Source organism: Rhizobium sp. 10N427 (assembly GCF_056394605.1).
The window spans coordinates 48,611-75,579 of record NZ_JBFTID010000020.1 but is presented as its reverse complement, the minus strand read 5'-3'; the positions used below and the strand labels follow the sequence as shown (position 1 = coordinate 75,579).

Below are 26,969 nucleotides of genomic sequence, written 5' to 3'. Positions count from 1 at the left end.
AGAGGATTCAACACGTTTAAGTGGATTAGCCGTTGGGCAAACCGCCGACCTTATGATGACGTTCGGCGTCCTTGCGATTTCACAGCCGCCATCTCAAGTCGGCACGATCCAGAGTCTGCATAGTTCCAGTTCACGCCCAAATGGGCTTAGGCGAAACTCCGCCGTAAACCACGCGTACAGCGTCTCAAACCTTTCCGCCGCTGTGTAATCTACACTGGAGGCAGCGTCGACACGCGCGAAGGGCCCGCGCCAGGAACATTTCAGCAGTTAGACATTTTTTAGGGGACAACTAGCCATATTTTTGCGATCTAGGGAAAAAATAGTCGTTCAAAATCAACACCCGCTAGATACAAAAATGACTTTTGTGTCGAGCCCATTCAGGACGGTCCCGTGACCGACATCATTAGCCTTCTTCTGCCGTTCTTCGGCCTGATCCTGATCGGCTATATTGCCGCAAAGGCGACCAAGCAGCCCGCCGAGGCGCTCGGATGGCTGAACACCTTCATCATCTATGCCGCGCTGCCTGCGCTGTTCTTCAAGCTGGTGTCGCGGACACCGGTGGAAGACCTGGCGCGAATCGACTTCATCGCCACCGATCTCGCCGCCACCTATTCGATCTTCATCGCACTCTTCGTCATCGGCCGTTATCTCAGGAAAAGCCGCATGGACGAATCGACGATCCAGGCCTTTGCGGGTGCTTACGGCAATATCGGCTATATGGGGCCGGGCCTGGCGCTGATCGCCTTCGGCGACGAGGCGGCCGTGCCGGTGGCGCTGATCGTCTGCCTGGAGAATGCGATGCATTTCATCGTCGCGCCGGCGATGATGGCGGCGGCTGGGGATGATGATCGTTCGCGTAGCCAGATCGCCGCCGATATTATCAGGAAGGTGGCGTTGCACCCGTTCATCCTGTCGACGGCAGCAGGCTTTCTCGCAGCCGCATTGCAATTCGAGCAACCGTCAGCGCTGCGGCAGTTCGTCGATTACCTGGCGCAGGCCGCCGCGCCCTGTGCGCTGTTTGCGATGGGTGTGACGCTGGCGCTTAGACCGCTGAAGCGAATCCCGCCCGAAATCGGCTATATCGTTCCGGCAAAGCTGATCGCGCACCCGCTCGTCGTCTATGGAGCGTTGACACTGGTCGGCGGGTTCGATCCGATCTGGGTCTATGCCGCGGTTCTGCTCGCGGCGCTGCCGACCGCGACCAATGTCTTCGTCATCGGCCAGCAGTATCACGTCTGGCAGGAACGCGCCTCGGCAACGATCCTCATCGCAACGGCCCTTTCCGTCGTGACGGTGTCGGTGTTTCTGATCGCGATCAAATCAGGCTTTCTGCCGGCTTAGCCTTTCCTTCAGCGCAGCCGGTATGCCGCGCAGACCGCGGCCTGGCTCTATGCCCTCGCGCATCACGATGCTGCGCAGTGGCGGGATGGCTGACAGAATATGCAGCCCAGCGGCCCGCAGCATCTGCACCGGCAGGAAATCGGACAGCAGAGACCGGTTCAACAAGTCAACGCTCGCGGTGCGCGTCATGATATCGGCGCGGCGTTTGCGGTCGAACTGATCGCCCGAATCGGCTGCCACCGGCAGTTCGGCGCGGTTGCAGAGAATGTCGGTCAGCGCCATGATATCGCGCAGGCTGAGATTGAGCCCCTGAGCGCCGATCGGCGGGAAGACGTGCGCCGCCTCGCCGACAAGGGCAATGCGGCCCTTGCCGAAACGGTGCGCCATCATGCCGGACAGCGGCCAGACCTGGACGCCGTCCTCGACGGTGACTTTTCCAAGCATCGACTGCATGCGCTCCTCGACGAGCCGGCTCAAATCCTCCAGGGAGAGCTCCGCATTCGCAGCCGCCTCCGCCGGGTTCTGGACCCAGACCAGGCTGGAGCGGCTTCCGGGAAGTGGGACTTGCGTGAACGGCCCATGCTCGGTGTGGAATTCGGTGGAGATATTCTGATGCGGCGCGGAATGGCTGAAATTCAGCACCATGGCCGACTGCGGGTAGGACCAGTTGCGCACATCGATTTCGGCCGTCTCGCGCAGCTTCGACTTGCGGCCATCGGCGCCGATGGCGAAATCCGCGCTCACCACGTCGCCATCCGCCAATGTGATCGTCACCGCATCTGCGCCGATCTCGATGGTCTCTGCGAAGGCCGTGAAGCGGGTGATATTGCCCTCACCTGCAATCGCCGTTTCCAGCACGTCGGTCAGCGCCTTGTTCGGGAAATTGTAACCGAAGGCATCGAGGCCGACTTCGGGAGCGCGGAAGGTCGTTGCCGGGGCGCGCAACAGGCGATTCGTGCCGTCGATGATGCGCATGCTGGTCAGCGCCGCGGTGGCCGGTTTCAGCTTGTCCCAGAGGGTCAGGCGGTCAAGGAAGCGGATCGATTGATCCATCAGCGCCGTGGTGCGCCGGTCTTCCTTGGGCGCAGGCGGCGCGACCAGCGCCACATTGCGGCCGCCGCGGGCAATCGCTACCGCGGCAACCATGCCGGCGAGACCGCCACCGATCACCGCCACTTCGAAATTCTTCATCGCATCGCTTCCGTCATCAGGTGACGGCGAGCCGGCCTTATGCCGCCGGCTTCGCCTGACGGCGCCAACTATAGCCCTTGCCACTGTCCGCGTCACGCACAGCAGGCTGATAATGATGCTGAATTCCCGGAAGACGGTTTTCCGACAGACGCTTCAGCGCCGTCTCGTTGGTGACAGCGAAGCTGTCGATACCGACGCGCAGCATCAGCGGCACCTGGTCGATCAGCACGTCGCCGACGGCGCGCAACTCGCTCTTGTAGTCGAGGCGATCACGCAGCAGCGAGGCATGGCTGAAGGCGCGGCCATCGTTGAATGCCGGGAAGGCAACCGCGATGATCGCGAGGCGGTCGAGATAGGGCTCGAGCTTGCGAACATCGTCGGCCGGCTTGATCAGCACGCCGAGGCCGACATCGTTGCTCTCCTGCACTTTGGCAAGCAGCTCATCGAGGGGAAGCAGCGGCTTCTGATCGCCGGTCGCCTTCACTTCCTCGCTCTCGATGATCCAGGCATCGTTTTCGACGAAGCCGGTTTCTCTCCAGATCTTGGTCATCAGCCCCTCCTTATGCCGCTTCCGCTGCCGAGCCGTAGAGCGCATCCTTGAAAGGCTGCGGTCCGACGCGGCGATAGGCTTCGAGGAAGATTTCCGACTGGTCCTTGCGGATCTTCAGATAGGTATCGACGATCGTCTCGATCGCATCCGTCACCTTTTCAGGCTCGAAGCCGCGGCCGATGATTTCGCCGATCGAGGTGTGCTCGTCGCCCGAGCCGCCAAGGGTGATCTGATAGAGTTCGGCACCCTTCTTTTCCACACCCAGCAGACCGATATGGCCGACATGGTGGTGGCCACAGGCGTTGATGCAGCCGGAAATCTTGATCTTCAGCTCGCCGATCTCGGCCTGACGCTCGGCATCGCCGAAGCGGCGCGAGATTTCCTGCGCCAGCGGGATCGAGCGCGCATTGGCAAGCGCGCAATAGTCCAAGCCCGGACAGGCAATGATATCGGTGATCAGCCCGGCATTGGCTTCGGCGAGATTGATGGCGACGAGGCCACGGTAGACGGCTTCCAGATCGGCCAGCGCCACATGCGGCAGGATCAGGTTCTGCTCGTGGCTGACGCGGATTTCATCGAAGGCATATTCCTCGGCGATATCGGCGATCGAATCCATCTGGCTGTCGGATGCGTCACCCGGGATGCCGCCGATCGGCTTCAGCGAGATCGTCACCATGCCGTAGTCTGGGTTCTTGTGCGGCTGGACATTCTGCTGGACCCAGCGGGCGAATGCCGGATCAGCCTTCTTCCAGCGGGCGAGATTTTCCCAGCCTTCAGCGCGCTGCGGCAGGGCCGGCGGCGCGAAGTAAGCGGTGATCGCCTCGACATCCTGCTCGGGAAGCCTGAGCTCCGTATCCTTCAGCTGAGCGAACTCGACCTCGACCTGGCGGGCCAGTTCTTCGGCGCCGGTCTCATGAACGAGGATCTTGATACGGGCCTTGTACTTGTTGTCGCGGCGGCCGTGCAGGTTGTACACGCGCATGACGGCCGTCGTGTAGGACAGCAGATCCTCTTCCGGCAGGAAGTCGCGGATCAGCTTGGCGACCATCGGCGTGCGGCCCTGGCCACCGCCGACATAGACGGCAAAGCCGATCTCGCCCTTGTCGTTCTTCTTCAGATGCAGGCCGATATCGTGGACCTGGATGGCCGCACGGTCGCGCTCGGCACCGGTCACTGCAATCTTGAACTTGCGTGGCAGGAAGGAGAATTCCGGGTGGACGGACGACCACTGGCGCAGGATTTCCGCATAGGGCCTGGGATCAGCGACTTCATCGGCGGCGGCACCGGCGAAGTGGTCGGCTGTGACATTGCGGATGCAGTTACCCGACGTCTGCATCGCGTGCATCTCGACGGTTGCCAGCTCCGAGAGAACCGCCGGCATGTCGGAGAGTTTCGGCCAGTTGAACTGCAGATTCTGGCGGGTGGTGAAATGGCCATAGCCGCGGTCATAGGTGCGGGCGACATGGGCGAGCATGCGCATCTGCTTGGAGCTCAGCGTGCCATAGGGGATGGCGATGCGCAGCATGTAGGCATGCAGCTGCAGATAGACGCCGTTCATCAGGCGCAGCGGCTTGAACGCATCTTCGGAAAGCTCGCCGGCGAGACGGCGCTCAACCTGATCGCTGAACTGCGCAACGCGCTCGGCGACAAAGGCGTGGTCAAATTCGTCGTAACGGTACATCTGCTTCCTCAGACTGCAATGAATTCCGGATCGGCAGGCTTGTAGCCCGGCGCATATTCCATGGTCGGCCCTTGCGCGCGAATACGTTCGCGCAGGCGCAGCGGCCACAGAACTCCGTTGGTTTCCTGAACTTCGATGACATTCACGTCAACAACCTTGTTGTCGGCGTAAGCCTTCTTGCCGATTTCCTCCAGCGCCGTCACCGCTTCGGCATGGCGGGCAATCAGCGCATCTTGCAACGAGGTGACCCAAGCGCGATTGGCATCGAGCCAGACGGCAATGCCATCTGTCAGGCGGTTGGCGGTCAGTACCTTGTCTACCATAATCAGCTCCTTGCAAGTTCCGGCACGGTCGCCTGACGGCGCACCAGAGGCTCGGACAGTTCGAAATTGGCGCCTGCGACCGCATCGCCGATAATGACCATGACGGGACCCGTCAATTCGTCACGATGCTGCAGGTCGGGAAGATCGCGCAGAATGCCATGCAGCAGGCGGCGATCGGCGCGGCTGGCATTCTCGATGACAGCGACCGTGGTCTCCGCCGGAATGCCGGCCTCCATCAGCCGCTCGGCAACCGAGGCGGCAACGGTCCGGCCCATGTAAACGGCAATCGTCGCGCCCGAAACCGCAAGGCTTGCCCAGTCGGGCAGCACATCGCCGGTCAGATCGTGGCCGGTGGTGAAGACCAGCGACGAGGCAACGCCGCGCAGGGTCAGCGGCAGCTCGAAATCGGCCGCGGCGGCGAAAGCCGACGTGATGCCAGGGACGATCTCATAGGCGATACCGGCCGCGCGCAGCGCTGCCATCTCCTCGCCTGCCCGGCCATAGACCAGGGGATCACCGGACTTCAGGCGCACGACACGCTTGCCCTCCTGGCCAAGCTGCACCAGCAAATCGTTGATCTCTTCCTGCGACTTCGAATGGCAGCCCTTGCGCTTGCCGACGGAAATGCGCTCGGCATCGCGGCGGCCCATATCTACGATTGCCTGGGGTACAAGCGCATCGAAAACCAGAACATCGGCTTCCATCATGACGCGCTGGGCGCGCAGCGTCAGCAGATCTTCGGCACCCGGACCGGCGCCGACCAGCCAGACGCGGCCCTGCGCCTTGCCGGTTTCCTGCAGCAGCGCATTGGCGGCACGCTTGGCTTCCGGCAGATTGCCGTTCGCAACGGCATCGGCCACTGCGCCGGAAAAGAAGCCGCGCCAGAAGACGCGGCGGGAAACGCCGCGCGGAATTAGCTGTTCGACGGCGCGGCGGTAGCTGGTCGCCAGCGTTGCAAGGCGTCCAAGTGAGGGCGAGAGCAGCTGATCGACCTGTGCGCGGATCATCTGCGCCAGCACGGGACCAGCGCCTTCGGTGCCGATCGCAACGGCCACGGGAGCGCGATTGACGAGGGCCGGCGTATAGAAATCGCAGTAGTCTGGCTGATCGACGGCATTTGCCGGGATCCTGGCGGCGCGCGCGGCATCGACGATCGCGCGATCTTGCACGGCCTCGCCGGTGGCGGCAAAGACGAGGGCTGCGCCATTAACCTGATCGGCTCTGAAATCCGCCCGAACCGTCTCGATGCGATTGGCAATGAGGAAGGCGTGGTAGCTGGCCTCAGGGCGGTCGGCATAGGCAACGATCCGCGCTTGCGTATTCATCAGCAGACGCACCTTCGCATAGGCCTCGTCTCCGTTGCCAAAGACGGCTGCGACCCGCCCTTCCACACGGAAGAAGGCAGGGAAAACCGATAGCTGTTCGCTCTTGGAAGGCATTATCATTCCACTTCGAAGTTGCGCCAATATGCCTGTAACGGGCAAGGCGTTGAAGAAACAGAAATTCGAAAGCCTACGCGCTCCGCGTAATCTTTTGCCTGCATGCCACTGATTTGAGAAAAGTCGCCCGAGCGACGCCGTTGTCGCTGCAGTGCAATATAAAGCCTGTGATCAAAAACGTCCATCTGGCATTTCGGCATTTTTCTTCTTGCCCGGGCGGGATAGACTTGAAGACACAAGGAGAAAGCCATGGCCTCAAAGACGATCGCCCCTCGCCTGCTCGACGTGATGGAACGCGATATCCTGCCGCTGACCGAGCGCGGCGTCGCATCCGGAAACAAGGTGTTCGGCGCCGCGATCCTGCGCAAGTCCGATCTCTCGCTTGTCATCGCCGAGACCAATAACGAGCTCGAAAATCCGCTGTGGCATGGCGAGGTCCATACGCTCAAGCGCTTCTACGAACTTGGCGAGAAACCGGCGACGAAGGACCTGATTTTCCTTTCGACCCACGAGCCCTGTACGATGTGCATGTCGGCGATCACCTGGGCGGGTTTCGACAATTTCTACTATTTCTTCAGCCACGAGGATTCGCGCGATGCCTTCGCGATCCCGCACGACCTGAAAATCCTCAAGGAAGTCTTCGGGCTGGAACCCGGCGGCTACCGCAAGCAGAACGCCTTCTGGAACAGTTTTGCGATTGCCGACCTGGTGGAAACCGAGGAGCGCGCGCTGAGCGCTGAGCTCAAGGAACAGACAGCCAGAATCAAGGCGCGCTACGCGGCACTGTCCGACAGCTACCAATCTTCGAAAAGCGCCAACGACATTCCCCTGAATTGAGCGATCATGGAACCTTCGAAAGACATTTCGCGCCTCATCGAGATCATGGCGGCGCTGCGCAATCCTGAGACCGGCTGCCCTTGGGACATCGTCCAGACCTTCGAGACCATCAAGCCCTATACGATCGAAGAAGCCTACGAGGTCTCCGACGCGATCGAGCGCAACGATATGGACGATCTCTGCGACGAGCTCGGCGACCTGCTTCTGCAGGTGGTCTTTCACGCGCGGATGGCCGAGGAAGCCGGCGAGTTTTCCTTCGGCGATGTGGTGGAGGCGATCACCCGCAAGATGATCCGCCGCCATCCGCATGTCTTCGACCGTTCGGATGCCGATACGCCTGCGCGGGTGAAGCAGCAGTGGGACGAGATCAAGCAGGCCGAAAAGCGCGAGCGCGCCGAACGCCGCGCCAGGCGTGGCCTGAGCGAGGATTTCAACGCGGGGCATCTCGGCTCCGTGCAGCGCAGCTTTCCGGCTTTGACCGAGGCGCTGAAGCTGCAGGAGCGCGCCGCCAAGGTCGGTTTCGACTGGTCGGCGCCAGAGCCGATCCTCGACAAGATCGAGGAAGAGATCGGCGAACTACGGGAAGCACTGGCGCATGGCGACAGGGCCAAGGTCAGCGACGAGCTCGGCGATCTGATTTTCGCCGTCGTCAATATCGGCCGCCATGTCGATGCCGATCCAGAACAGTCACTGCGGGGCACAAATACCAAGTTCAGGCGCCGTTTCAATCATATAGAAACGGTTCTTGAGAAAGAAGGCGAGACATTGCAAGCCGCCAGCCTGGAACGGATGGAAGAAATCTGGCAGGCCGCCAAGGCCATCGAACGGCAGCTTGGCTGAGGCGCCATGAAGCTCGCCGGCTTTGAGATCGCGATTGCTGGTGCCGGGATCGGTGGACTGTCGCTGGCGGCACTCTTGGCGCGGCATGGTGCCACCGTGACGATCTACGACCAGATGGCGGCACCACAGCCGGTCGGATCGGGCTTCGTGCTGCAGCCGACGGGATCGGCCGTTCTCTCTGCGATGGGTCTGCTTGACAAGGTCGAGCAACGCGGCGCCAGGATACGGCGCATGCACGGAAAGCTCTCGACGACGCGCCGCACCGTCCTCGATGTGGGTTACCGCAACGGGGCCTCCGGCATCGCCATCCAGCGTGTCGCACTTTTCGACCTGCTGCTCGATGCAGCGATCGCCGCCGGCGTCGGCTTCGAGACTGCATCGCGGGTGACGGCAATCGAGCCCGGAGTGCGGCCGCGGTTGAAGCTCGGCAACGGCAAGACGTCATCGGCATCCGACCTTGTCGTCGACGCCATGGGTGCCAGTTCGCCAATCGGCTACAAGTCGTCGACCGAACTCGACTATGGCGCACTCTGGGCCACCGTTCCCTGGGATGGCTCAGGCGTCTTCCGCTCCGACGAACTGGAGCAGCGCTACCACCGGGCCAGCCAGATGGCAGGCGTCCTGCCGGTCGGTACGGCGAAGGATGGCGCGGCGCCGATGGCAACCTTCTTCTGGAGCATCCGCAACAAGGATATGGCCGCCTGGCGGGACGCCGGGCGTGAGGCCTGGATAGAGGCCGTGCATCGCTTCTGGCCAGAGGCGGCGCATTTGGCGGCGGCGGCCGAGCCTGTCCACGCACGCTACCGGCATCATACGCGGCTACCGCTTGCGGCAATAAACAGCGTCAAGATCGGCGATGCCTGGCACGCGACCAGTCCGCAGCTCGGACAGGGGGCGAACATGGCGCTGCTCGATGCGGCCTCGCTGTGCGCGGCGCTTGCCCGTGAGCCATCGGTCAGCGACGCGATCGCGCGCCATCTCAGGCAACGGCAATTGCACATCCGGTTCTATCAACTGTTGAGCCGGGTGCTGACACCCTTCTATCAATCCGACAGCCGTCTCCTGCCGATGAGCAGAGATGTGATGATCGGTCCGGCGACCAAACTGCCACTGCTGCGAAACCTGATCACGACGCTGGTCACGGGCGAGTTGCTCGATCCGGTCGGTCGCATTGGCCTCGAGTGGCTTTCGCCCGATGGAGCGTTGCCAATGAGCGATCAGACGGCGCTGCTATAGCCGAGCGCGGAGAACTGCTGCTGGAACCACCAGTAGCCTGCGGCCGTCAGAACGGCGACAACGGCAAACAGCACCCAGCCGGTTGCCGTCAGCTTTTTCGCGGCGGCATCGCGATAGTTGAGCTTCGCACCGGCGACCAGAAAGCCGAGGCCGAAGACCAGGCAGGCGGGTACCGCAAGAAAGGCTTTCAGCTGATAGCTGACTTCGGGAACACCGGCCTGCGCCTCCTCAAGTGGCTGCAGGAGAAAGAACCAGGCGATCGCGCATCCAAGCGCAATCAGCAGCACCCCTCCCGCACGCGCCTTGACCCCAGCCATGCCATCCCCTCCAGTGAAACGGAAATGCAATTCCGACCTTAGAGCGCTCAGCGCTCCCAATCTTCCTTGGCCTTCGATCCGCTGCCGAGCCGCCCTTCGAGCGCCGTAGCTTCCGTCTCCGACAGGCGCAGGTCGAGCGTGATCGACCCGTCTTCGTTGTCTTCGCGGGCATCGACGATGGCGTGCTCGTAAATCCACGGCAGAAGAGCAAGCTTGCCGACTGGGATAGTGATGGTTGCTTCGGTCATGACGCCGGACAGGCGGCGGCTGATTTCTTCCATCAGCTGATCGACGCCCTCGCCGCTGACGGCCGAAACCGCCACGACGTTCTTGGTGCCGGCGGCCTTCTGGACCATAACATCGTGCGTTTCCGGCTCCAGCCGGTCGATCTTGTTCCAGACCTCGATGATGCGCTTGGCACCTTCGGCCTCGTCGATGCCGAGGTCGTTGAGGATGCGCAGCACATCGGCGCTCTGGGCCGGATTGTCGTCATCGGCCATGTCGCGGACATGCAACACGAGATCGGCTTCCAGCACTTCTTCAAGCGTCGCGCGAAAGGCCGCGACCAGATGCGTCGGCAGATCGGAAATGAAGCCGACCGTGTCGGAGAGAATGACGGTGCGGCCATGCGGCAGCTTCATGCGGCGCAGCGTCGGATCGAGCGTCGCGAAGAGCATGTCTTCGGCGAGCACGCCAGCACCGGTGATGCGGTTGAACAGCGTCGACTTGCCGGCATTGGTATAGCCGACGAGAGCGACGATCGGATGCGGCACCTTGCGGCGCTTGGCGCGATGCAGCTGGCGGGTACGTACCACCTGCTCCAGCTCGCGCTCGAGCTTGATGATCCGGTCCTGCAGCATGCGCCGGTCGGCCTCGATCTGGGTTTCGCCCGGACCACCCATGAAACCACCACCACCGCGCTGGCGCTCAAGGTGGGTCCAGCTGCGGACCAGACGGCCCTTCTGGTAGTTCAGATGCGCCAGATCGACCTGCAGCGTGCCTTCCTTGGTGGACGCACGGCGGCCGAAGATTTCAAGGATCAGGCCGGTCCGGTCGATGACCTTGACGTTCCATGCTTTCTCGAGATTGCGCTGCTGCACGGGCGTCAGCGGGTGATCGACGATCACCAGACCCGAATCGTATTCCTCGAGCTTGGCCTTGATCTCTTCGATCTTGCCGGTCCCGAGCAGTGTCGCCGGCCGCGGATCGCTGATCGGCACGATGGCGCCGTAGACGACATCGAGGTCGATCGCTTCGGCAAGGCCGCTGGCCTCTTCGAGCCGGCTTTCGGGAGAGCGGGTGACGGTGATCGCACCGTCAGCGGATGCGCCGCGTCCGCGTGCCTGCTTGAGAACAGGCACGACGACGGTCGCGTTCATATCGTCCCGGAGCTTTTCGGCTTCCGGGATGATGGAATCATTCTTCGTATCGCGTGTCGAAATAACGTCTGATCCTATCAGGAAGCGGCTTCTTCGCTCTCGAACATCTGCATCGGCTGGCCCGGCATGATGGTCGAGATCGCGTGCTTATACACGAGTTGCGAATGACCGTCACGGCGAAGAAGAACACAGAAGTTGTCGAAGGAAGTGACAACGCCGGTCAGCTTAACGCCGTTAATCAGAAAAATTGTCAGGGAAATCTTTTGTTTGCGAACAGTATTGAGAAATAAGTCCTGCAAATTTTGAGAACGTTCCGCCATCGCGCCGCTTCTTTCTTTATTGCCGGCATGTCTCAGCCGGTGGAATACTAATCAGCCTCTCCAAGCCATCAGCAGGTAACCCTCATCCCCTGCGTCCAGCAAATCTTGGTATCAAATCGCAATCTTTTCCGCAACGTCGAAAAAGGCTTCCCGGATATTCTGGGAGACGCTGCCGGGGTGACCGTTGGCGATCGTCTGGCCATCCAGGGAAACGACAGGAAAACAAATGCTTGTCGCGGCGGTGATAAAGACTTCACGGGCCGCCAGCATGTCGGCGACGGTGAACTTGCGCTCTGCGATCTCAAGGCCCAGCTTGGCGCCGACATCGATCAGCGTCGTGCGGGTGATACCGCGCAGGATGCCGTGCTCAGCCGGACGGGTGATCAGCGTACCGTCGGCATCGACGATCCAGACATTCGTGGCAGCCCCTTCGGTGACGAACCCATCCCGGTCGACATAGATCGCTTCCTGGGCCCCGGCCTCCTTGGCCTGCTGGCGGGCCATCGCGTTCGGCAGAAGGCCAATGGTCTTGATATCAACACGGTCCCAGCGGTTGTCAGGCACGCTGATCGCCTTAATGCCGCCGGCATTCTTCCTGGCGATGATCGACGGATCGGTGCTCTTGGCGGTGATGACGATTGACGGCCTGGTACCTTCGGCCGGGAAAACGTGGTCGCGTCTTGCAACGCCGCGCGTCACCTGCATGTAGAACAGGCCGTTCTTCACCTTGTTGCGGCGGAGCGTCTCGCGAATCACGGTGACCAGTGCCGCGCGGCTCATCGGCGCTGCGATCCGGAGTTCACTCAACGAGCGGTTCAGGCGGTCGAGGTGGCGGGTGATATCGACGATATAGCCATGCCTGACTTCGCAGACCTCATAGACCCCATCGGCGAACTGGTAGCCACGATCCTCGATGTGAACGCCCGCCTGGGCATGGGGAACATACTGGCCGTTGACGTAGGAAATTCTTGGCATCGGGAAACCTGGCTGTGGGGCAATGAAGAGCGCCGGCGCGGGCTTGCGCGCCGGAAAATTGTCAGACGCCGAGCGACTTCAGCTTGCGATGCAGCGCCGAGCGCTCCATGCCGACGAACTCGGCGGTGCGGGAGATGTTGCCGCCGAAGCGGTTGATCTGGGCGATGAGATAGTCCTTCTCGAACATCTCGCGAGCCTCGCGCAGCGGCAGCGTCATGATGTGGTAGTCATTCTTGGCAGAGACTTTCGGCAGCATGTCGCCGAGATCGGTCGGCAGCATGTCGGCGGTGATCGGCGCATCCGGACCGTCGGAACGGGCAAGGATCATCAGCCGCTCGATATTGTTGCGAAGCTGGCGGATGTTGCCCGGCCAGTCATGCGCCTGCAGCACCGCCATCGCGTCGTCGCCGATCCGGCGCAGGCGAATGCCGGCCTGTTCGGAGATCTGGCGCATCAGCTGATCGACGAGGAACGGAATGTCTTCGCGGCGCTCGGCAAGCGCCGGCACGCGAACCGGGACCACAGCCAGGCGATGATAGAGGTCTTCGCGGAACCAGCCTTCGGCAATGCGGCTTTCGAGATTATAGGCCGTCGAGGAAATGATGCGGACATCGACCTTGACCCGCTTCGAGCCGCCCACGCGTTCGAACTGCTGGTCGACAAGCACGCGCAGGATCTTGTTCTGTGTCTCGCGGGGCATCTCGCCGACTTCGTCGAGGTAGAGAATGCCGCGATGCGCCTCCTCGAGCGCGCCGGTCTTGCGAGCCTGGCCGGGCGAACCTTCGGTGCCGAAAAGCGCGATCTCCATGCGATCCGGCGTAATGTTGGCGGCATTCAGCGCGACGAACGGGCCGCTGGCGCGCGTCGACTTCTTGTGGATCATCCGTGCCACCAGCTCCTTGCCGGAGCCGGATGCACCGAAGATCATGATGCGGCTGTTGGTCGGGGAGACCTTCTCGATCGTCTGGCGAAGCTGGGATACGGCAACCGAAGTGCCGATCAGCTCGACGGCATCGCCTGCGCGCTTCTTCAGTTCCGAGACTTCGCGCTTCAGCTTGGAATTCTCGAGCGCGCGCTCGGCAATCAGGATCAGGCGATCGGCCTTGAACGGCTTCTCGATGAAATCGAAGGCGCCGCGCTTGATGGCGGAAACCGCGGTTTCGATATTGCCATGGCCGGAAATCATCACCACCGGGATATCGGGATGGCGGGTCTTGATCTCGTCGAGCAGTGAAAGGCCGTCGAGCTTGCTGCCCTGCATCCAGATATCGAGGAAGATCAGCCGCGGGGCACGATCGGAGATCGCCGCCAGTGCACTGTCGCTGTCATGCGCCGTGCGCGTTTCGTGACCTTCATCCGAAAGGATGCCCGAGACGATCTCGCGAATATCGTGCTCATCGTCGACGACGAGAATATCAGAGGCCATAAACGCTTTCCTTGTCGGTTTCAGCAGGGGCGGACGAAGCCGGCTCGAGACGCGGCAGATGCACGCGGATCATGGCTCCTCTCCCCTGGTCAAAATCTGCGGGCGCATCATGCAGCTCAAGCTGCCCGCCATGCTCTTCAATAATCTTCTTGACGATCGCCAGGCCGAGCCCGGTGCCCTTCTCGCGCATCGTCATGTAGGGCTCCAGAATGCTGTGCCGGTTTTCGACAGGCAGCCCGCGCCCGTTGTCGATGACATCGACGGTGAAGCGGTCCCTGCCCTCGTCCATGCCGGCGCGCACAAGCACCTTGCGCTCGTCGCGCTCCTCGCTCGGCACCGACTCGATAGCTTCGACGGCATTCTTGATGAGGTTGCCGAAGGCCTGCCCGAGCATGCGGCTGTCGAACATGCCTTCGAGCGGCCGTTCGCCGAGATCCTGCAGGAAGCTGACATGGGTGTTACCCATCTCGCGCAGGAACATCGCGTCGCGCAGGATATCGCGAAGGTCGCTCTGCTCCTTGGTCGGCTTCGGCATCCGGGCAAATGCCGAGAACTCGTCGACCATGCGGCCGATGTCGCCGACCTGGCGGATGATCGTATCGGTGCACTGGTCGAAGACGGTCTTATCGTCCTGATTGATCTGCTTGCCATAGCGGCGCTGGATGCGCTCGGCCGACAGCTGGATCGGCGTCAGCGGGTTCTTGATCTCATGGGCAATGCGGCGCGCCACGTCGCCCCAAGCCGTCGAGCGCTGGGCAATGACCAGATCGGTGATGTCGTCGAGCGTGATGACGTAGGATTCGGCGCCATCACGCACCTCTTCGCGCGTCACCTGGACACTGAGGGTACGAACGGTACCGCCACGCACCAGTGCGATCTGCTTGCGGAAATCGCCGCGATAGCGCTGGGCGGCTTCCGTCAATACCTGATCGACCTCGGGGGCGATGTCGGCCAACTGCTTGCCGAGCATGTCGGACGCGTCGAGCGTCATAAGCGCCTCGGCTGAACTGTTGACGATTGTGATTGCCCGGTCGCCCTCGACTCCGATGACGGCGGCGGTCACACCGGAGAGGACCGCCTCGATGAAGCGGCGGCGGTCGTCGACCTCGTCTTTCGCTTCCAGAATTTCGTCTCGCTGCGTGCGGATCTCGGAGATCATCTTGTTGAAGGTGCGCGACAGATTGGCGACGTCGCCATCGACGGCATGCACTGGCACGACGATGTCCATGTTGCCCGAGGCAACGCTGTCGGCCGCCGTGATCAGCAAGCGGATCGGCCGGACGATACGGTCGGCGACGGCAATCGCGGTCCAGATGGCGGCGAGAAGCACGATCAGCGCAAAGCCGATATAGAGAACGGCAAAGGCGATCTGCAGCGAGACGCGGCCCGCTTCCATCGACTGATATTCGTTGGCATTTTCCTGCATGAGCCGCATCGCGCCCATGACCTTCGGATCGACCGCACGCACGGTGTATAGGAAGGCATCCGGAATGGATTCGAGCTTGATGATGGCGCCGACGAGATTGGTCACGCCCGGCGGGATCAGCGTCGGCTGGCCGGCAGCGGCCTTGGTCAGCGCATCCGGCGGGATCGCCGGCAGCGGCTTCTCGGTCTTGATGTCCGCCTGGGTGATGACGTCGCCATTGCTTTCGACGAGAAAAGCTCCGAGCAGGCCGCGGCCACGCGCCTGGCGGGTCATCAATTCGGCAAAGCCGGTCCGATCGAGATTGTAGAGGGTGCGATTGCGCTCCAGATCATTGGCCATCGATACGGTCTGGCCCTGGAGATAACTGGCGTTCTCCATCATGTAGGCTTGGCCGACATTGCGCGACGAACTGACGATCGACTGAGTGCGGAGCGCGAACCAGCGATCGAGACCGGCATTCAGCGTGATACTGGCGAAGAGTGCGACGAGGATCGCCGGCGTGATCGCCACGAGCGAGAACAGCACGACGATGCGGATGTGGAGGCGGGCGGCCGCCCTTCCGCGCGTACGGGCCTTCATCAACCGTGCGACCTCGCGGCCGATCAGCGCCATCAGGCCGAGAACGAAGAACGAATTGACGACGACGGAGGTGATGACCACGCGGGAGGTCGGTTCGATCGGCGTGAAGCCGAGAAGCACGAAGAGTGTGGCGGTGGCACAAAGAAGCGCACCACCGGCCAGCATGAGACCGGGCAATGCAAAGAGCGCGCGACGATCGGTGACGATTGCCACCCCTTCGTCTTCTGCCGCAGGCGATGCCGCATCCTGCTTCATCTGGTCATTCTCCTGGCGGCAAGCCGCCACGCCACATCTGCAATCACCGGGCCGAAAAACCATCAGCGCCCGCGCAATCCCGGTCTATCGAGATCAGCGGCACAGACCATCTGTTATGGTTACGATTGTCCAAACCCTATGCGTGACCTTTAAGCAACGCATTGTGGCGAAAATGCAACGCATGCCGCCACATTGTCAAGCTGTGCGGGAGCTCCGGTAGACCGAAACGCCGAGCTCGCGGATCTTTTTGCGCAGCGTATTGCGGTTCAAGCCCAGCAGATCGGCTGCCTTGATCTGGTTGCCGCGTGTCGCCGTCAGGGCCGCGAGGATCAGCGGATATTCGAGTTCCGTCAGCACACGGTCATAAAGCCCAGGTGGCGGCAGATTCTCGCCGAAACTTGCAAAGTATGTGCGCATATTCTCTTCGACAGCCTGTGCGATGGTCATCGAACCCGAGCGGATCGGCCCCTTGTCGATCGGGCTGTCGGGGACGTCGGAGCGCAGCTCGCTTTCGATGATTTCGCGGCTGATCACATCCTGTGGATAAAGTGCCATCAGACGGCGAATAAGGTTCTCAAGCTCGCGCACGTTGCCGGGCCAGGCATACGCCTTCATCAGCTCCAACGCTTCCTGATCGAATCGCTTCGTACCCAGGCCTTCCTTTTCAGCCTGCTGGATGAAGTGTCGGACGAGATCCGGAATATCTTCGGCGCGGTCGCGCAGCGGCGGCAGGCGCAGCGGCACGACGTTGAGGCGGTAATACAGATCCTCGCGGAAGAGGCCTTGGTTGATCGCCTGCTTCAAATCCTTGTTGGTGGCGGCAACGATGCGGACATCGGTGCGGATCGGCGTACGGCCGCCGACCGTGGTGTACTCGCCCTGCTGCAGAACGCGCAGAAGGCGGGTCTGCGCGTCCATCGGCATGTCGCCGATTTCGTCGAGGAACAGCGTGCCGCCCTCGGCCTGCTCGAAGCGGCCGGTCGAGCGGTTCTGCGCCCCGGTGAAGGCGCCTTTCTCGTGACCGAAGAGTTCGGATTCGATCAGGTCGCGCGGGATCGCCGCCATGTTGATGGCGACGAAGGGTCCGTTGCGGCGCTTGCCGTAATCGTGGAGCGCGCGGGCGACGAGTTCCTTGCCGGTACCGGATTCGCCGGTGATCATCAGCGTCAGGTCGGTCTGCATCAGGCGCGCGAGCACGCGGTATATTTCCTGCATCGCCGCCGAGCGGCCGACCAGCGGCATGCCGTCCTGCATGTCCTCATCCAGCTTTGCCGGCTTCTTCTTCGGCTCGGAAAGCGCCCGGCCGATGATGCCGATCAACTCCGTCAGATCGAACGGCTTCGGCAGGTAGTCGTAGGCACCCTTTTCGGAGGCCTTGATCGCCGTCATGAAGGTATTCTGGGCGCTCATGACAAGCACCGGCAGATCCGGCCGCGCCTTCTTGATGCGCGGCAGCAGATCGAAGGCATTCTCATCGGGCATGATAACGTCGGTCACCACAAGATCGCCCTCGCCTGCCGAAACCCAGCGCCAGAGCGTGGCTGCGTTCGAGGTAATGCGAACATCGTAGCCTGCCCGGCTGAGCGCCTGATTGAGCACCGTACGAATGGCCGCATCATCATCTGCGACGAGGATCGTTGCTGTCATCGAGAAGTTCCTGTGGGGTTTGCAATTGCCGCGTCATCGGAAGAGGCATCCTTGGATGCCGGCATCAGGACGCGGAAGGTGGTCTTGTTGTTCTGGCTGTCACATTCGATGATGCCGCCATGGTCGCCGATGATCTTGGCGACCAGCGCCAGACCGAGGCCGCTGCCGTTGGTCTTGGTGGTGATGAAGGGATCGAAGAGATGCGGCAGCAGGTCCGAGGGAACGCCGGGGCCGTTGTCCTGCACGCAGAATTCCAGCGGCAGCGAAATCTTCTCGCGGGTTCCGGCGACGGAGAGGCGGATACCCGGACGATAGGCCGTCGTCAGCAGGATTTCGCCATCCTGCCTTTCCCCGACGGCTTCTGCCGCGTTCTTCACCAGATTGAGGAACACCTGCACCAGCTGGTCGCGATTGGCGTAAACGGCCGGAAGCGAAGGGTCGTAGTTCTCGGTGATGCGAATCTGGCGGGCGAAGCCAGCCTTGGCCACGGCTTTCACATGATCGAGAACGGAGTGGATATTGACCGGGACGCGATCGACGGGGCGCTCGTCGGAGAAAACCTCCATACGGTCGACCAGCGAGACGATGCGGTCGGTCTCGTCGCAGATCAGCCGGGTCAACGCCCGGTCCTCGTCGACGGCCGACTGCTCCAGCAGCTGTGCCGCGCCGCGAATGCCCGAGAGAGGGTTCTTGATTTCATGGGCGAGCATCGATGCAAGGCCGGTTACCGAGCGGGCAGCGGCGCGATGCGTCAGCTGGCGGTCGATCTTGTCAGCCATCGAGCGCTCCTGGAAGACGACGACGACGGAACCCGGCGCGCTGATCACGGGCGCCACATAGAGATCCACCAGCTTGTCCTGGCCAAGGCGGGGCGARCTCAGATCGACGCGGTATTCATTCACCGGTGCGCGGCGTTCGCGGACCTGATCGATCAGCGCCAGCAGCGGACTGCCGAAGGGAATGAAGGTCGAGATTTTGTAGCGCGCCAAATGCGAGGCGCTGGCGCCGAAGAAGGCCTCGGCCTCCCAATTGGCAAAGGCGACGAGACCGGCCTCGTCCACCATGATGACAGGGTTCTGGATGGCATTCAGAACCGCCATCGCCACACCACCCGTCTGATCGGCCTGCGTCTTGTCGGTCATGCCGCCTCCCGGCTTTCAGCTGCTTCTGCCTCTGCAGAGAGCGCATCGTAAAGCCGCCGCTCCACCTCCAGCGGCTGCTTCGAAGTCATGATCACGGCCTTGTCGTCCTTTGACAGCGCTGGCGCATAGCGCTCCAGATACCAGCCGAGATGCTTGCGCGAATGGCGAATGGCAACGTGTTCGCCGTAGAATTCAAGCATCATCCGGTAATGCTCGACGGCGATATCAGCGATCTCCTGTCGCTTCGGACCGGCAGCACCGGCAATGACGCCCGCATGCCAGGGACGTCCCTGACAGCCACGGCCAAGCATTACCGCATCGGCGCCCGAGCGGCGGAGGATCTCCTCAGCATCCTCGGGCGTGTTGACATCGCCATTGGCGATCAGCGGCACGGAAATGACATCGCGGACGGCGCGGATCGCATCCCAGTCCGCCTTGCCTTCGTAGAATTGCATGCGGGTGCGGCCATGGATGGTGATAAGCTGGACGCCGGCATCCTCGGCGCGCTTGGCAATCTCGGGAGCGTTCAGCGAATTCTCGTCCCAGCCGAGGCGCATCTTCAGCGTGACAGGCACATTGACGGCCTTCACCGTCGCCTCGATCAGTGTGAGAGCATGATCAGGATCGCGCATCAGCGCCGAGCCCGAATAACCGCCGATGACCTTCTTTGCCGGGCAGCCCATGTTGATATCGATGATATCGGCACCTGCGTCGGCAGCGACCTTTGCCGCCTCTCCCATCCAGTAGGCTTCGCGACCGGCAAGCTGCACCATATGCGGCTTGAAACCGGCGGCTTGCAGCCGTGACCAGGATTCGGCGGTGTTGTTGACCAGTTCACGGCTCGCGACCATTTCGGTGACGACGAGACCGGCGCCGTATCGCCAGGCCAATTGCCGGAACGGCATATCGGTGACGCCGGACATGGGCGCCAGCGTAACGCGGTTGCGCACGGAGACATTTCCGATCTGCAAAGGCGCTGCTAGGTTCACTCGATGCAATTGATTATCTTTCAGGCACACAATATTGCTGCACTATTTTTAGCCATAGACGAATGGCTTGCCAAGAGGCTTTGGTTAGAATTGATATTTTTCGGGCAGAAGCTGGAAAGCCGGTGGCCGAGCCTATAGAGCACCTGTGTCGCTTTCTGCTTATTTTAGGGATTTATGGCGCAAATGCATTCGAAGCAACCATTATCGGCCGGGATCGTCGTCGTTGCCGCCGGGCGCGGCGAACGTGCAGGCGCATCCACCGAGGGCCCGAAGCAGTACCGGATGATCGGTGGTAAGCCGGTTATTGCCCACACGCTTGAAAACTTCATGACATGGGAACACGCCTCGCAGATCGTCGTCGTCATTCATCCCGACGACGAGGCGCTGTTCGACAAGGCGCTGCGCCATATCCTCTCGGCAACGCCGATCGTGGCAGTGCATGGCGGCGCAACGCGCCAGCAGTCGGTCCTGGCGGGTCTGAGACATCTCAAGGACCAGGGCATCACCCACGTGCTGATCCACGATGCGGTGCGGCCGTTCTTCGACCACGTCCTGCTCGATCGCATTGCCGGCGCGCTGACAGACGGCGCGCCCGCGGTTCTCCCGGCAACACCGGTCGCCGATACGCTGAAGCGCGCCGACAAAGACGGAACGGTTCTCGAAACCGTGTCGCGTGAGCATCTCTTCGCAGCGCAGACCCCACAGTCCTTCACCTATGATGCCATTCTTGCAGCTCATGAGAAGGCCCATTCCGCGGGCCGCATCGATTTCACCGACGACGCTTCGATTGCCGAATGGGCCGGAATGCCGGTAACCATCGTGGAAGGATCGGCTGACAACATGAAACTGACCGTCAAACGCGATATCGCCCTTGCCGACAACCGGCTGTCGTCGTCCGCCTTACCCGATGTTCGCACCGGCAATGGCTACGACGTCCACCAGCTCGTGCCCGGCGACGGCGTGACGCTCTGCGGGCTATTCATTCCGCACGACCAGAAGCTCAAGGGCCATTCGGACGCCGATGTCGCGCTGCATGCCTTGACGGACGCGCTGCTTGCCACCTGCGGCGCCGGCGATATCGGCGATCATTTCCCGCCATCCGACCCGCAGTGGAAGGGTGCCGCCTCGCGGATTTTTCTTGAGCATGCAGCGAAGATCGTCCGCGACTGCGGCGGCACGATCATGAATGCCGACGTCTCGCTGATCGCCGAAGCGCCGAAGGTCGGCCCTCACCGCGATCAGATGCGCGCCAATCTGGCCGAATTCCTCGGTATCTCGATCGGCCGCTGCTCGGTCAAGGCGACCACCAACGAAACGATCGGCTTCGTCGGCCGCCGTGAAGGTATCGCGGCAATCGCCACGGCCACGGTCGTCTTCCGCGGCACGAAGGAGTGACGATGTTTCCGGCTGATATCCTTGCTCTCGCAGAAAAGATCATCCGGGAGTTTTCCGCCGCCGGCCTGATGGTCTCGACGGCCGAGTCCTGCACGGGCGGATTGATCGCCAGCGCCCTGACCGAGATTTCAGGCTCCTCGGCGGTCGTCGATCGTGGCTTTGTGACCTATACGAATACCGCCAAGATGGAGATGCTCGGCGTTCACGAAGAGACGCTGGCCCGTTTCGGCGCGGTCTCGGAGGAGACGGCAAGGCAGATGGTGCATGGCGCCCTCTTCCGCTCGCGCGCCGCTGTGGCGGTTGCCGTTACCGGCATTGCCGGACCCGGCGGCGGCTCGCCGGAGAAGCCTGTCGGTCTCGTGCATCTCGCAGCCAAATCGCGGCGCGGCGAACTCGTCCACCGCAAGATGCTCTATGGCGATATCGGCCGCGACAAGGTTCGGCTCGCGACCGTTGCGACAGCACTGGAAATGCTGCTGTCGCTGAAGTAGCATGCCGGAACAAAAGTCTTCCGCTACCGTTCCTGCCGCGTTGCCGGCCAATGCCGGTTTTGAAGGATTGTTCCCATGCGATACTTAGCCGTCTTCGGCGTTGCATTGAGCCTCGGCTGCATTTCCGCCGCGGAAGCACCGTCCAATTACCAGACCTATACCGGCATCCGTGTCGATTCCGATCCGGTGCTGCTGGCGCGTTACGACCGCGCCCTCTCCTATTGCGAGCGGGAATCGGTGTCGTGGCGCGGTTCGCCCGACACGCGCAGCCTGCGCTACAATACCGCGCTGAGGAACTGCCTCTACCGACGCAGCTTTGTCGATCGCGGCTACTATGCCTATCCGGCAACGCAGGTCTTCGACCACTTCCTCGACCGCTAAGCTCAGCTGCTGTAGATCGCCGTCGCGCGTTTTTCGAAGGCTTCCGTGAACATGCGGAACGCCCTGTCGAACATCGTCCCCATGAGCGCGCCGAGGATGCGGCTCTTGAACTCGTAGTCGATGAAGAAATTCACGGTCGAGCCGTTGGCGGCGCCGGTGAAGCTCCAGCGGTTGTCGAGATACTTGAATGGGCCATCGATATATTTGACGTCGATGACGTGCTCGGCCTTGTTGAGCAGCACCTGGGTCGTGAAGGTTTCGCGGATCGCCTTGTAGCCGACCGTCATGTCAGCCACGAGCAGGATCTTGCCATCGCGCTCCTTGCGGCTACGCACGGTCAGTGCCTCGCAGAGCGGCAGGAATTCCGGATAGCGTTCGACATCGGCAACGAGGTCGAACATCTGCTCGGCACTATGGGGAACGGGGCGATGCGTTTCGAATTGCGGCATGAAGGGCAGTTAAGCGGGCGCATCGAGAAGATCAAGAAGGCGGCTCACCTCTCGCCGGCTTTTCAGCTGGAAAACCGGGACATCGGGGCCGTAGCGATCGATACCGGCGATGACGAGCGGTGCGAACCGCCGCTCGAACGTCCAGATGTAGGTCAGGAACTCGCGATCCGGCAGCTGTTCCCGGCATCCGGGCGCCATATCCGGCCGCGTCTTGCCGAGATGAAAGAAAGCGCGCTTGCAGATGCCCCACAGGCAAAGCCAGCGCGGCATGCGCACCCAGAGGATCAGTTGCGTGCGCGGGACGCGGATATCGAAGGTCGATGGGCCGGTTCCGTCCATCAGCCACCCTTCGCTGTTGACGGTATTGGTGATCAATTGCCGTTCCTCGGCTTTMTGACGCTTCACCCAGCCCGGCAGCCAGAAGAATTCCCTGTCCATGGAGATATGGGTGAGACCGAGCCTGGCGGAGAGCTTTCGCGACAGCGTGCTCTTGCCGCCCCCGGAGCAGCCGATGACCATGATCCGGGAGGACCGTCGCGCGAGGCGGACGGCTTCACCGATATCGTCGATATAAGCAGGCATCGCGTCTCTCGCTCGCAAACAAAAAGCCGCGGCGAAAATCGCCGCGGCTTTCAGAAAATGCAAGCAGGGATTTTATTCTACGGCGATCAGCGTCTTCTTTTCGCGCGCAGCTTTCAGACGGGCGAAGTCGTCGCCGGCGTGATGCGAGGAGCGCGTCAGCGGGCTGGAGGCGACCATCAGGAAGCCCTTGGTATAGGCGACAGTCTCGTAGGACTTGAATTCTTCCGGCGTGACGAAGCTCATGACGGCATGGTGCTTCTTGGTCGGCTGCAGGTACTGGCCGATCGTCAGGAAGTCGACGTCGGCGGTGCGCAGGTCGTCCATCAGCTGGAGAACTTCATTCCGTTCTTCGCCGAGACCGACCATGATCCCTGATTTGGTGAACATCGTCGGATCCAGTTCCTTCACGCGCTGCAGCAGGCGAATGGAGTGGAAATAGCGGGCGCCGGGGCGAACCGTCAGATAGTTGCCCGGGACGGTCTCCATGTTGTGATTGAAGACGTCAGGCTTGGCGGCAACGACACGCTCCAGAGCACCCGGCTTCTTCAGAAAGTCAGGCGTCAGGATCTCGATCGTCGTCTGAGGAGACGCGGCGCGGATGGCCCAGATCACCTTTTCGAAATGCTCGGCGCCGCCATCGGCCAGATCGTCACGATCGACCGAGGTGATGACGACGTGCGAAAGGCCCATCTGCTTGACGGCCTTGGCGACATTCTCGGGCTCGGCCATATCCAGCGCGTTCGGCTTGCCTGTCGAGACATTGCAGAAGGCGCAGGCGCGGGTACAGATCTCGCCCATGATCATGAAGGTTGCGTGCTTCTTGTCCCAGCACTCGCCGATATTCGGGCAGCCGGCTTCCTCGCAGACGGTGACGAGCTTGTGCTCCTTCACGATCGAGCGAGTCTCGGAATAACCCTTCGACGTCGGCGCCTTGACGCGGATCCAGTCCGGCTTGCGCAGCACTTCCTGGTCCGGCCGGTGGGCCTTTTCGGGATGGCGCACGCGCTTTACATCGGGATTGATCGTGTCGAGGATAGTGACCATTGCAGTTTCAACTTTCCGCCGCCCCATGCGGCTTCATCATCAGTCTGCACATAAGTGTTTTACTCATATCTTACAATCGAGCCGTCATGTGCATCATCGCCGGACGAGCCGGGCGAGAAAAATCAGCAGGCAAGCGCCCAGGAAGCCGGTGACGAAGTAGCCGAGCCGCCCGCCGGCTACTTCGATATGGAATTGCGCCAGGATGGCGGTGGCGACGACGGAGCCGACGATGCCGAGCACGATGTTCAGCAGAATGCCGTACCGTGCCTCCATCAGCTTGCCTGCGAGCCAGCCGGCAAAACCGCCGATGATGATTGCTGCTATCCAGCCGACGCCTTCCATATGAACCCTTTTTCCCTAGGCTATCACCCTTGCGATCAGCACCACGATGATGGCGCCGACCGTGGCGTGAATGATCTGCACCACCAACGCATTTTCAATGCCGAGCGAGATGCCAAGTGCATTGAACAGAAACCCGCCCACGAAGGCGCCGATGACGCCGCTCAGCAGGCATCGTATCAGCCCGCCCCCACCGACCACGAGGCTTGCCAGAAAACCGGCGACAAGCCCGATCAGCAGAAAGATGAGCAATGCCTGCGTACTCATTGACATCATGATTTCCTTTCGTTTTTCCCTCTTTCAGGAATGGCCTCTGCCATCCTCAAGAAAGAGGGCGGAAACGGAAATTATCAAGCGTTCAGCACTCGTCCGTAAGCGTCGAGCACGGCTTCCTTCATCGATTCCGAAACGGTCGGATGCGGGAAGATCGTGTGCATCAGTTCTTCTTCGGTCGTCTCCAGGTTCATGGCGACGACGAAGCCCTGGATAAGCTCGGTGACTTCGGCGCCGACCATGTGGGCGCCGAGCAGTTCACCGGTCTTCTTGTCGAAGATCACCTTTACCATGCCCTGGTCTTCGCCGAGCGCGATCGCCTTGCCGTTGGCGACGAAGGAGAAGCGGCCGACGCGGATATCGCGCCCTTGCTCCTTGGCCTTGGCTTCGGTAAGGCCGACCGAGGCGACCTGCGGGTTGCAGTAAGTGCAGCCCGGAACCTTGCTCTTGTCGGTCGGATGAACGTTCGGCAGGCCGGCGATCTTCTCGATGCAGACGACGCCTTCATGCTCAGCCTTGTGGGCGAGCATCGGCGGGCCGGCGACGTCGCCGATCGCGTAGATGCCGGGGATATTGGTCTTGCCGTAGCCGTCGATGACGACGCAGCCGCGATCGGTCTTGACGCCGAGCGCCTCGAGGCCGAGGTTCTCGATATTGCCCTGAACGCCGACGGCGGAGATCATGCGATCGGCGGTGATCTGCTGCACCTTGCCGTCAGCCGTCTCGACATGCGCGGTGACGCTGTCTGCCGATTTCTCGACCTTGGTGATCTTGGCACTGGTGAAAATCTTCAGGCCGCGCTTTTCCAGCTGCTTGCGGGCGATCGCGGTGATCTCGGCATCTTCGACCGGCATGATGGTCGGCATGACTTCGACGACGGTGACGTCAACGCCCATCGAGCGGTAGAAGCTGGCGAACTCGATGCCGATAGCGCCCGAGCCCATGACGATCAGCGACTTCGGCAGAACATCCGGCTTCAGCGCTTCGAAATAGGTCCAGATCAGCTTGCCATCGGGCTCGATTCCGGGCAGCGCGCGCGGGCGTGCGCCGGTGGCGATGATGATGTGCTTGGCAGTGTAGGTGCCGCCCTCGGCCTTGATGTTCTTCGGCAGCGGATGCTGCGGCTCGACAACCGGCTTCGACGACTTGGAGACGGTGATCTCGCCGGGCTTGGTGATCTTCGCCTCGCCCCAGATGACATCGACCTTGTTCTTCTTCATCAGGAAGCCAACGCCGGCATTCAGGCGGCCGGAGACGGCGCGCGAGCGGGCGACGACAGCCTTGGTGTCGGCCTTGACCGAACCTTCGAGAACCAGGCCGTAATCCTTCAGGTGGTTCGAATGATCGAGGATTTCGGCGGAGCGCAGCAGCGCCTTGGTCGGAATGCAGCCCCAGTTCAGGCAGATGCCGCCCAGATGCTCGCGCTCGACGATCGCGACCTTCAGACCGAGCTGACCGGCGCGCACCGCGGCGACATAGCCGCCCGGACCCGAACCGATGATGATGACGTCGTAATTCTCAGCCATGTTTCCTGCCTTTTTATCCGGCGAGGCGGGTCAAAAGCACCCACTCGTGTTTCTTGCTGCTCTCGAAAATCGGCACGGCATCCGCGCGATCCGCTTCCGAGAAACCATTCTTCTTGTACAGCGCCAGCGCTGCCTCATTGTCGCTCGATGTGATCAGGCTGACCGGCAAGCCATTTGCCTTGTCGATCTGATCGCCGAGCAGTTTCATTCCAATGCCGATGCCGCGCAGATGGCGGTAGACGGCCAGCGTACCGATGAACCAGCCGCCGGCGACCGTCTTCTGCATGGTGATCACAGGCACCAGCGCCGGACGATCCGTTTCGATGGCGCTGATGCCAGCGCCCAGTTCGTAACCCACCGCCGCTCCGGCGATTTCGCCATAGGCTTCGGCGACAACAGCATTCTGCCAGCTGCCCCACTCGCCATCCCGGCTCATCTTCAGCCGGCCCTGCTCGAGAGGCGTATCGACCTTGCCGCCGGAGACCTCGGAAAACCAAAGCCAGGAGGCGAAACCGTGAGAGCCGATATCGACGAGGATCGCGAGTTCTGCCGCATCCCGCCGTTCCGCCGGCCGCAGCGCGGCGAAGGTGCCCACG

The 26,969-nt window shown here is 61.7% G+C and carries 29 protein-coding genes; 7 read left to right on the top strand and 22 right to left on the bottom strand.

The annotated features are described in order from the left end of the window. Positions 1-390: 390 nt before the first annotated feature. Positions 391-1,341 (top strand): AEC family transporter, encoded by a 951-nt coding sequence (locus AC1DIJ_RS28060; RefSeq protein ID WP_112388152.1) that lies wholly within the window; start codon positions 391-393, stop codon positions 1,339-1,341. Here AC1DIJ_RS28060 and AC1DIJ_RS28055 read toward each other — a convergent pair. From AC1DIJ_RS28055 to AC1DIJ_RS28030, 6 genes are read right to left on the bottom strand one after another with little or no spacing between them, the layout of a single operon-like run. Beyond that, a complete protein-coding gene (locus AC1DIJ_RS28055) occupies positions 1,321-2,532 on the bottom strand; it encodes a UbiH/UbiF family hydroxylase (RefSeq protein ID WP_112388151.1) in 1,212 nt (403 codons plus the stop codon). The genes AC1DIJ_RS28060 and AC1DIJ_RS28055 overlap by 21 nt on opposite strands. Positions 2,533-2,569: 37 nt before the next feature. Next, complete coding sequence (locus tag AC1DIJ_RS28050) at positions 2,570-3,082, bottom strand: DUF934 domain-containing protein (protein ID WP_112388150.1); 513 nt, start codon at positions 3,080-3,082, stop codon at positions 2,570-2,572. A gap of 10 nt (positions 3,083-3,092) precedes the next feature. Then, positions 3,093-4,763 (bottom strand): nitrite/sulfite reductase, encoded by a 1,671-nt coding sequence (locus tag AC1DIJ_RS28045; protein WP_112388149.1) that lies wholly within the window; start codon positions 4,761-4,763, stop codon positions 3,093-3,095. A gap of 8 nt (positions 4,764-4,771) precedes the next feature. Further along, positions 4,772-5,086 (bottom strand): DUF2849 domain-containing protein, encoded by a 315-nt coding sequence (locus tag AC1DIJ_RS28040; protein WP_112388148.1) that lies wholly within the window; start codon positions 5,084-5,086, stop codon positions 4,772-4,774. A 2-nt stretch (positions 5,087-5,088) separates the two neighbouring features. Then, a complete protein-coding gene (cysG, locus tag AC1DIJ_RS28035) occupies positions 5,089-6,525 on the bottom strand; it encodes a siroheme synthase CysG (RefSeq protein WP_112388147.1) in 1,437 nt (478 codons plus the stop codon). Positions 6,526-6,527: 2 nt separating this feature from the next. Beyond that, positions 6,528-6,710, bottom strand: a complete 183-nt coding sequence (locus tag AC1DIJ_RS28030; protein WP_148194340.1) for a hypothetical protein — start codon at positions 6,708-6,710, stop codon at positions 6,528-6,530. Between the two features lie 64 nt (positions 6,711-6,774). Between AC1DIJ_RS28030 and AC1DIJ_RS28025 the strand changes: the two genes are divergently transcribed. The 3 genes from AC1DIJ_RS28025 to AC1DIJ_RS28015 are packed head-to-tail and all read left to right on the top strand — an operon-like array spanning position 6,775 to position 9,438. Then, on the top strand, positions 6,775-7,362 hold the full coding sequence (locus tag AC1DIJ_RS28025) for a nucleoside deaminase (RefSeq protein WP_112388146.1): 588 nt from the start codon (positions 6,775-6,777) through the stop codon (positions 7,360-7,362). Positions 7,363-7,368: 6 nt separating this feature from the next. Beyond that, the gene (mazG, locus tag AC1DIJ_RS28020; RefSeq protein ID WP_112388145.1) at positions 7,369-8,202 is read left to right on the top strand and encodes a nucleoside triphosphate pyrophosphohydrolase; all 834 of its coding nucleotides are present in this window, start codon (positions 7,369-7,371) and stop codon (positions 8,200-8,202) included. A gap of 6 nt (positions 8,203-8,208) precedes the next feature. Further along, positions 8,209-9,438, top strand: a complete 1,230-nt coding sequence (locus AC1DIJ_RS28015; protein WP_112388144.1) for an FAD-dependent oxidoreductase — start codon at positions 8,209-8,211, stop codon at positions 9,436-9,438. Here the strand turns inward: AC1DIJ_RS28015 and AC1DIJ_RS28010 are convergent. From AC1DIJ_RS28010 to dusB, 9 genes are all read right to left on the bottom strand, one after another. Then, the gene (locus tag AC1DIJ_RS28010; RefSeq protein ID WP_112388143.1) at positions 9,420-9,755 is read right to left on the bottom strand and encodes a hypothetical protein; all 336 of its coding nucleotides are present in this window, start codon (positions 9,753-9,755) and stop codon (positions 9,420-9,422) included. The two genes, AC1DIJ_RS28015 and AC1DIJ_RS28010, sit on opposite strands and share 19 nt — an antisense overlap. Before the next feature lie 47 nt (positions 9,756-9,802). Continuing rightward, positions 9,803-11,134, bottom strand: a complete 1,332-nt coding sequence (hflX, locus tag AC1DIJ_RS28005; RefSeq protein WP_112388142.1) for a GTPase HflX — start codon at positions 11,132-11,134, stop codon at positions 9,803-9,805. Between the two features lie 77 nt (positions 11,135-11,211). After that, entirely contained in the window at positions 11,212-11,454 is a 243-nt protein-coding gene (gene hfq / locus AC1DIJ_RS28000; RefSeq protein WP_003539403.1) for an RNA chaperone Hfq, read from the bottom strand. A 111-nt stretch (positions 11,455-11,565) separates the two neighbouring features. Beyond that, complete coding sequence (locus tag AC1DIJ_RS27995; RefSeq protein ID WP_112388141.1) at positions 11,566-12,429, bottom strand: D-amino-acid transaminase; 864 nt, start codon at positions 12,427-12,429, stop codon at positions 11,566-11,568. A 61-nt stretch (positions 12,430-12,490) separates the two neighbouring features. Then, positions 12,491-13,855 (bottom strand): nitrogen assimilation response regulator NtrX, encoded by a 1,365-nt coding sequence (gene ntrX, locus AC1DIJ_RS27990; protein ID WP_112388140.1) that lies wholly within the window; start codon positions 13,853-13,855, stop codon positions 12,491-12,493. Next, positions 13,845-16,115 carry a sensor histidine kinase NtrY-like gene (locus AC1DIJ_RS27985; RefSeq protein ID WP_112388139.1) on the bottom strand — a complete coding sequence of 757 codons (2,271 nt, stop codon included), beginning with the start codon at positions 16,113-16,115 and terminating at the stop codon, positions 13,845-13,847. Before AC1DIJ_RS27985 ends, ntrX begins: the two co-directional genes overlap by 11 nt. Positions 16,116-16,310: 195 nt before the next feature. Then, positions 16,311-17,762 (bottom strand): nitrogen regulation protein NR(I), encoded by a 1,452-nt coding sequence (gene ntrC, locus AC1DIJ_RS27980; protein WP_112388138.1) that lies wholly within the window; start codon positions 17,760-17,762, stop codon positions 16,311-16,313. Continuing rightward, positions 17,759-18,904: a two-component system sensor histidine kinase NtrB gene (locus AC1DIJ_RS27975; protein WP_112388137.1), complete on the bottom strand. Its 1,146-nt coding sequence runs from the start codon at positions 18,902-18,904 to the stop codon at positions 17,759-17,761. The genes ntrC and AC1DIJ_RS27975 overlap by 4 nt, the downstream gene beginning before the upstream one ends. Next, positions 18,901-19,923 (bottom strand): tRNA dihydrouridine synthase DusB, encoded by a 1,023-nt coding sequence (dusB, locus tag AC1DIJ_RS27970; RefSeq protein WP_477831709.1) that lies wholly within the window; start codon positions 19,921-19,923, stop codon positions 18,901-18,903. The genes AC1DIJ_RS27975 and dusB overlap by 4 nt, the downstream gene beginning before the upstream one ends. 144 nt (positions 19,924-20,067) lie before the next feature. Between dusB and AC1DIJ_RS27965 the strand changes: the two genes are divergently transcribed. The 3 genes from AC1DIJ_RS27965 to AC1DIJ_RS27955 all read left to right on the top strand — a co-directional run bounded on the left by AC1DIJ_RS27965 (position 20,068) and on the right by AC1DIJ_RS27955 (position 22,160). Next, entirely contained in the window at positions 20,068-21,288 is a 1,221-nt protein-coding gene (locus tag AC1DIJ_RS27965; RefSeq protein ID WP_112388135.1) for a bifunctional 2-C-methyl-D-erythritol 4-phosphate cytidylyltransferase/2-C-methyl-D-erythritol 2,4-cyclodiphosphate synthase, read from the top strand. Next, on the top strand, positions 21,285-21,779 hold the full coding sequence (locus AC1DIJ_RS27960) for a CinA family protein (RefSeq protein WP_112388134.1): 495 nt from the start codon (positions 21,285-21,287) through the stop codon (positions 21,777-21,779). The genes AC1DIJ_RS27965 and AC1DIJ_RS27960 overlap by 4 nt, the downstream gene beginning before the upstream one ends. Positions 21,780-21,854: 75 nt before the next feature. Further along, positions 21,855-22,160, top strand: a complete 306-nt coding sequence (locus tag AC1DIJ_RS27955) for a hypothetical protein (protein ID WP_112388133.1) — start codon at positions 21,855-21,857, stop codon at positions 22,158-22,160. A gap of 2 nt (positions 22,161-22,162) precedes the next feature. Here AC1DIJ_RS27955 and AC1DIJ_RS27950 read toward each other — a convergent pair whose 3' ends face one another. The 7 genes from AC1DIJ_RS27950 to AC1DIJ_RS27920 all read right to left on the bottom strand — a co-directional run bounded on the left by AC1DIJ_RS27950 (position 22,163) and on the right by AC1DIJ_RS27920 (position 26,968). Beyond that, entirely contained in the window at positions 22,163-22,609 is a 447-nt protein-coding gene (locus tag AC1DIJ_RS27950; RefSeq protein ID WP_112388132.1) for a type II toxin-antitoxin system RatA family toxin, read from the bottom strand. A 9-nt stretch (positions 22,610-22,618) separates the two neighbouring features. Beyond that, positions 22,619-23,191 (bottom strand): P-loop NTPase family protein, encoded by a 573-nt coding sequence (locus AC1DIJ_RS27945; RefSeq protein ID WP_477831708.1) that lies wholly within the window; start codon positions 23,189-23,191, stop codon positions 22,619-22,621. A 72-nt stretch (positions 23,192-23,263) separates the two neighbouring features. Then, positions 23,264-24,235 (bottom strand): lipoyl synthase, encoded by a 972-nt coding sequence (gene lipA, locus AC1DIJ_RS27940; RefSeq protein ID WP_112388130.1) that lies wholly within the window; start codon positions 24,233-24,235, stop codon positions 23,264-23,266. Positions 24,236-24,328: 93 nt separating this feature from the next. Further along, complete coding sequence (locus AC1DIJ_RS27935; RefSeq protein WP_112388129.1) at positions 24,329-24,577, bottom strand: GlsB/YeaQ/YmgE family stress response membrane protein; 249 nt, start codon at positions 24,575-24,577, stop codon at positions 24,329-24,331. A gap of 15 nt (positions 24,578-24,592) precedes the next feature. Then, positions 24,593-24,847: a GlsB/YeaQ/YmgE family stress response membrane protein gene (locus AC1DIJ_RS27930; protein WP_112388176.1), complete on the bottom strand. Its 255-nt coding sequence runs from the start codon at positions 24,845-24,847 to the stop codon at positions 24,593-24,595. 77 nt (positions 24,848-24,924) lie between these two features. Then, positions 24,925-26,373: a dihydrolipoyl dehydrogenase gene (lpdA, locus tag AC1DIJ_RS27925; protein ID WP_112388128.1), complete on the bottom strand. Its 1,449-nt coding sequence runs from the start codon at positions 26,371-26,373 to the stop codon at positions 24,925-24,927. 13 nt (positions 26,374-26,386) lie between these two features. Further along, positions 26,387-26,968, bottom strand: a complete 582-nt coding sequence (locus tag AC1DIJ_RS27920; protein ID WP_112388127.1) for a GNAT family N-acetyltransferase — start codon at positions 26,966-26,968, stop codon at positions 26,387-26,389. Between the last annotated feature and the right edge of the window lies 1 nt (position 26,969).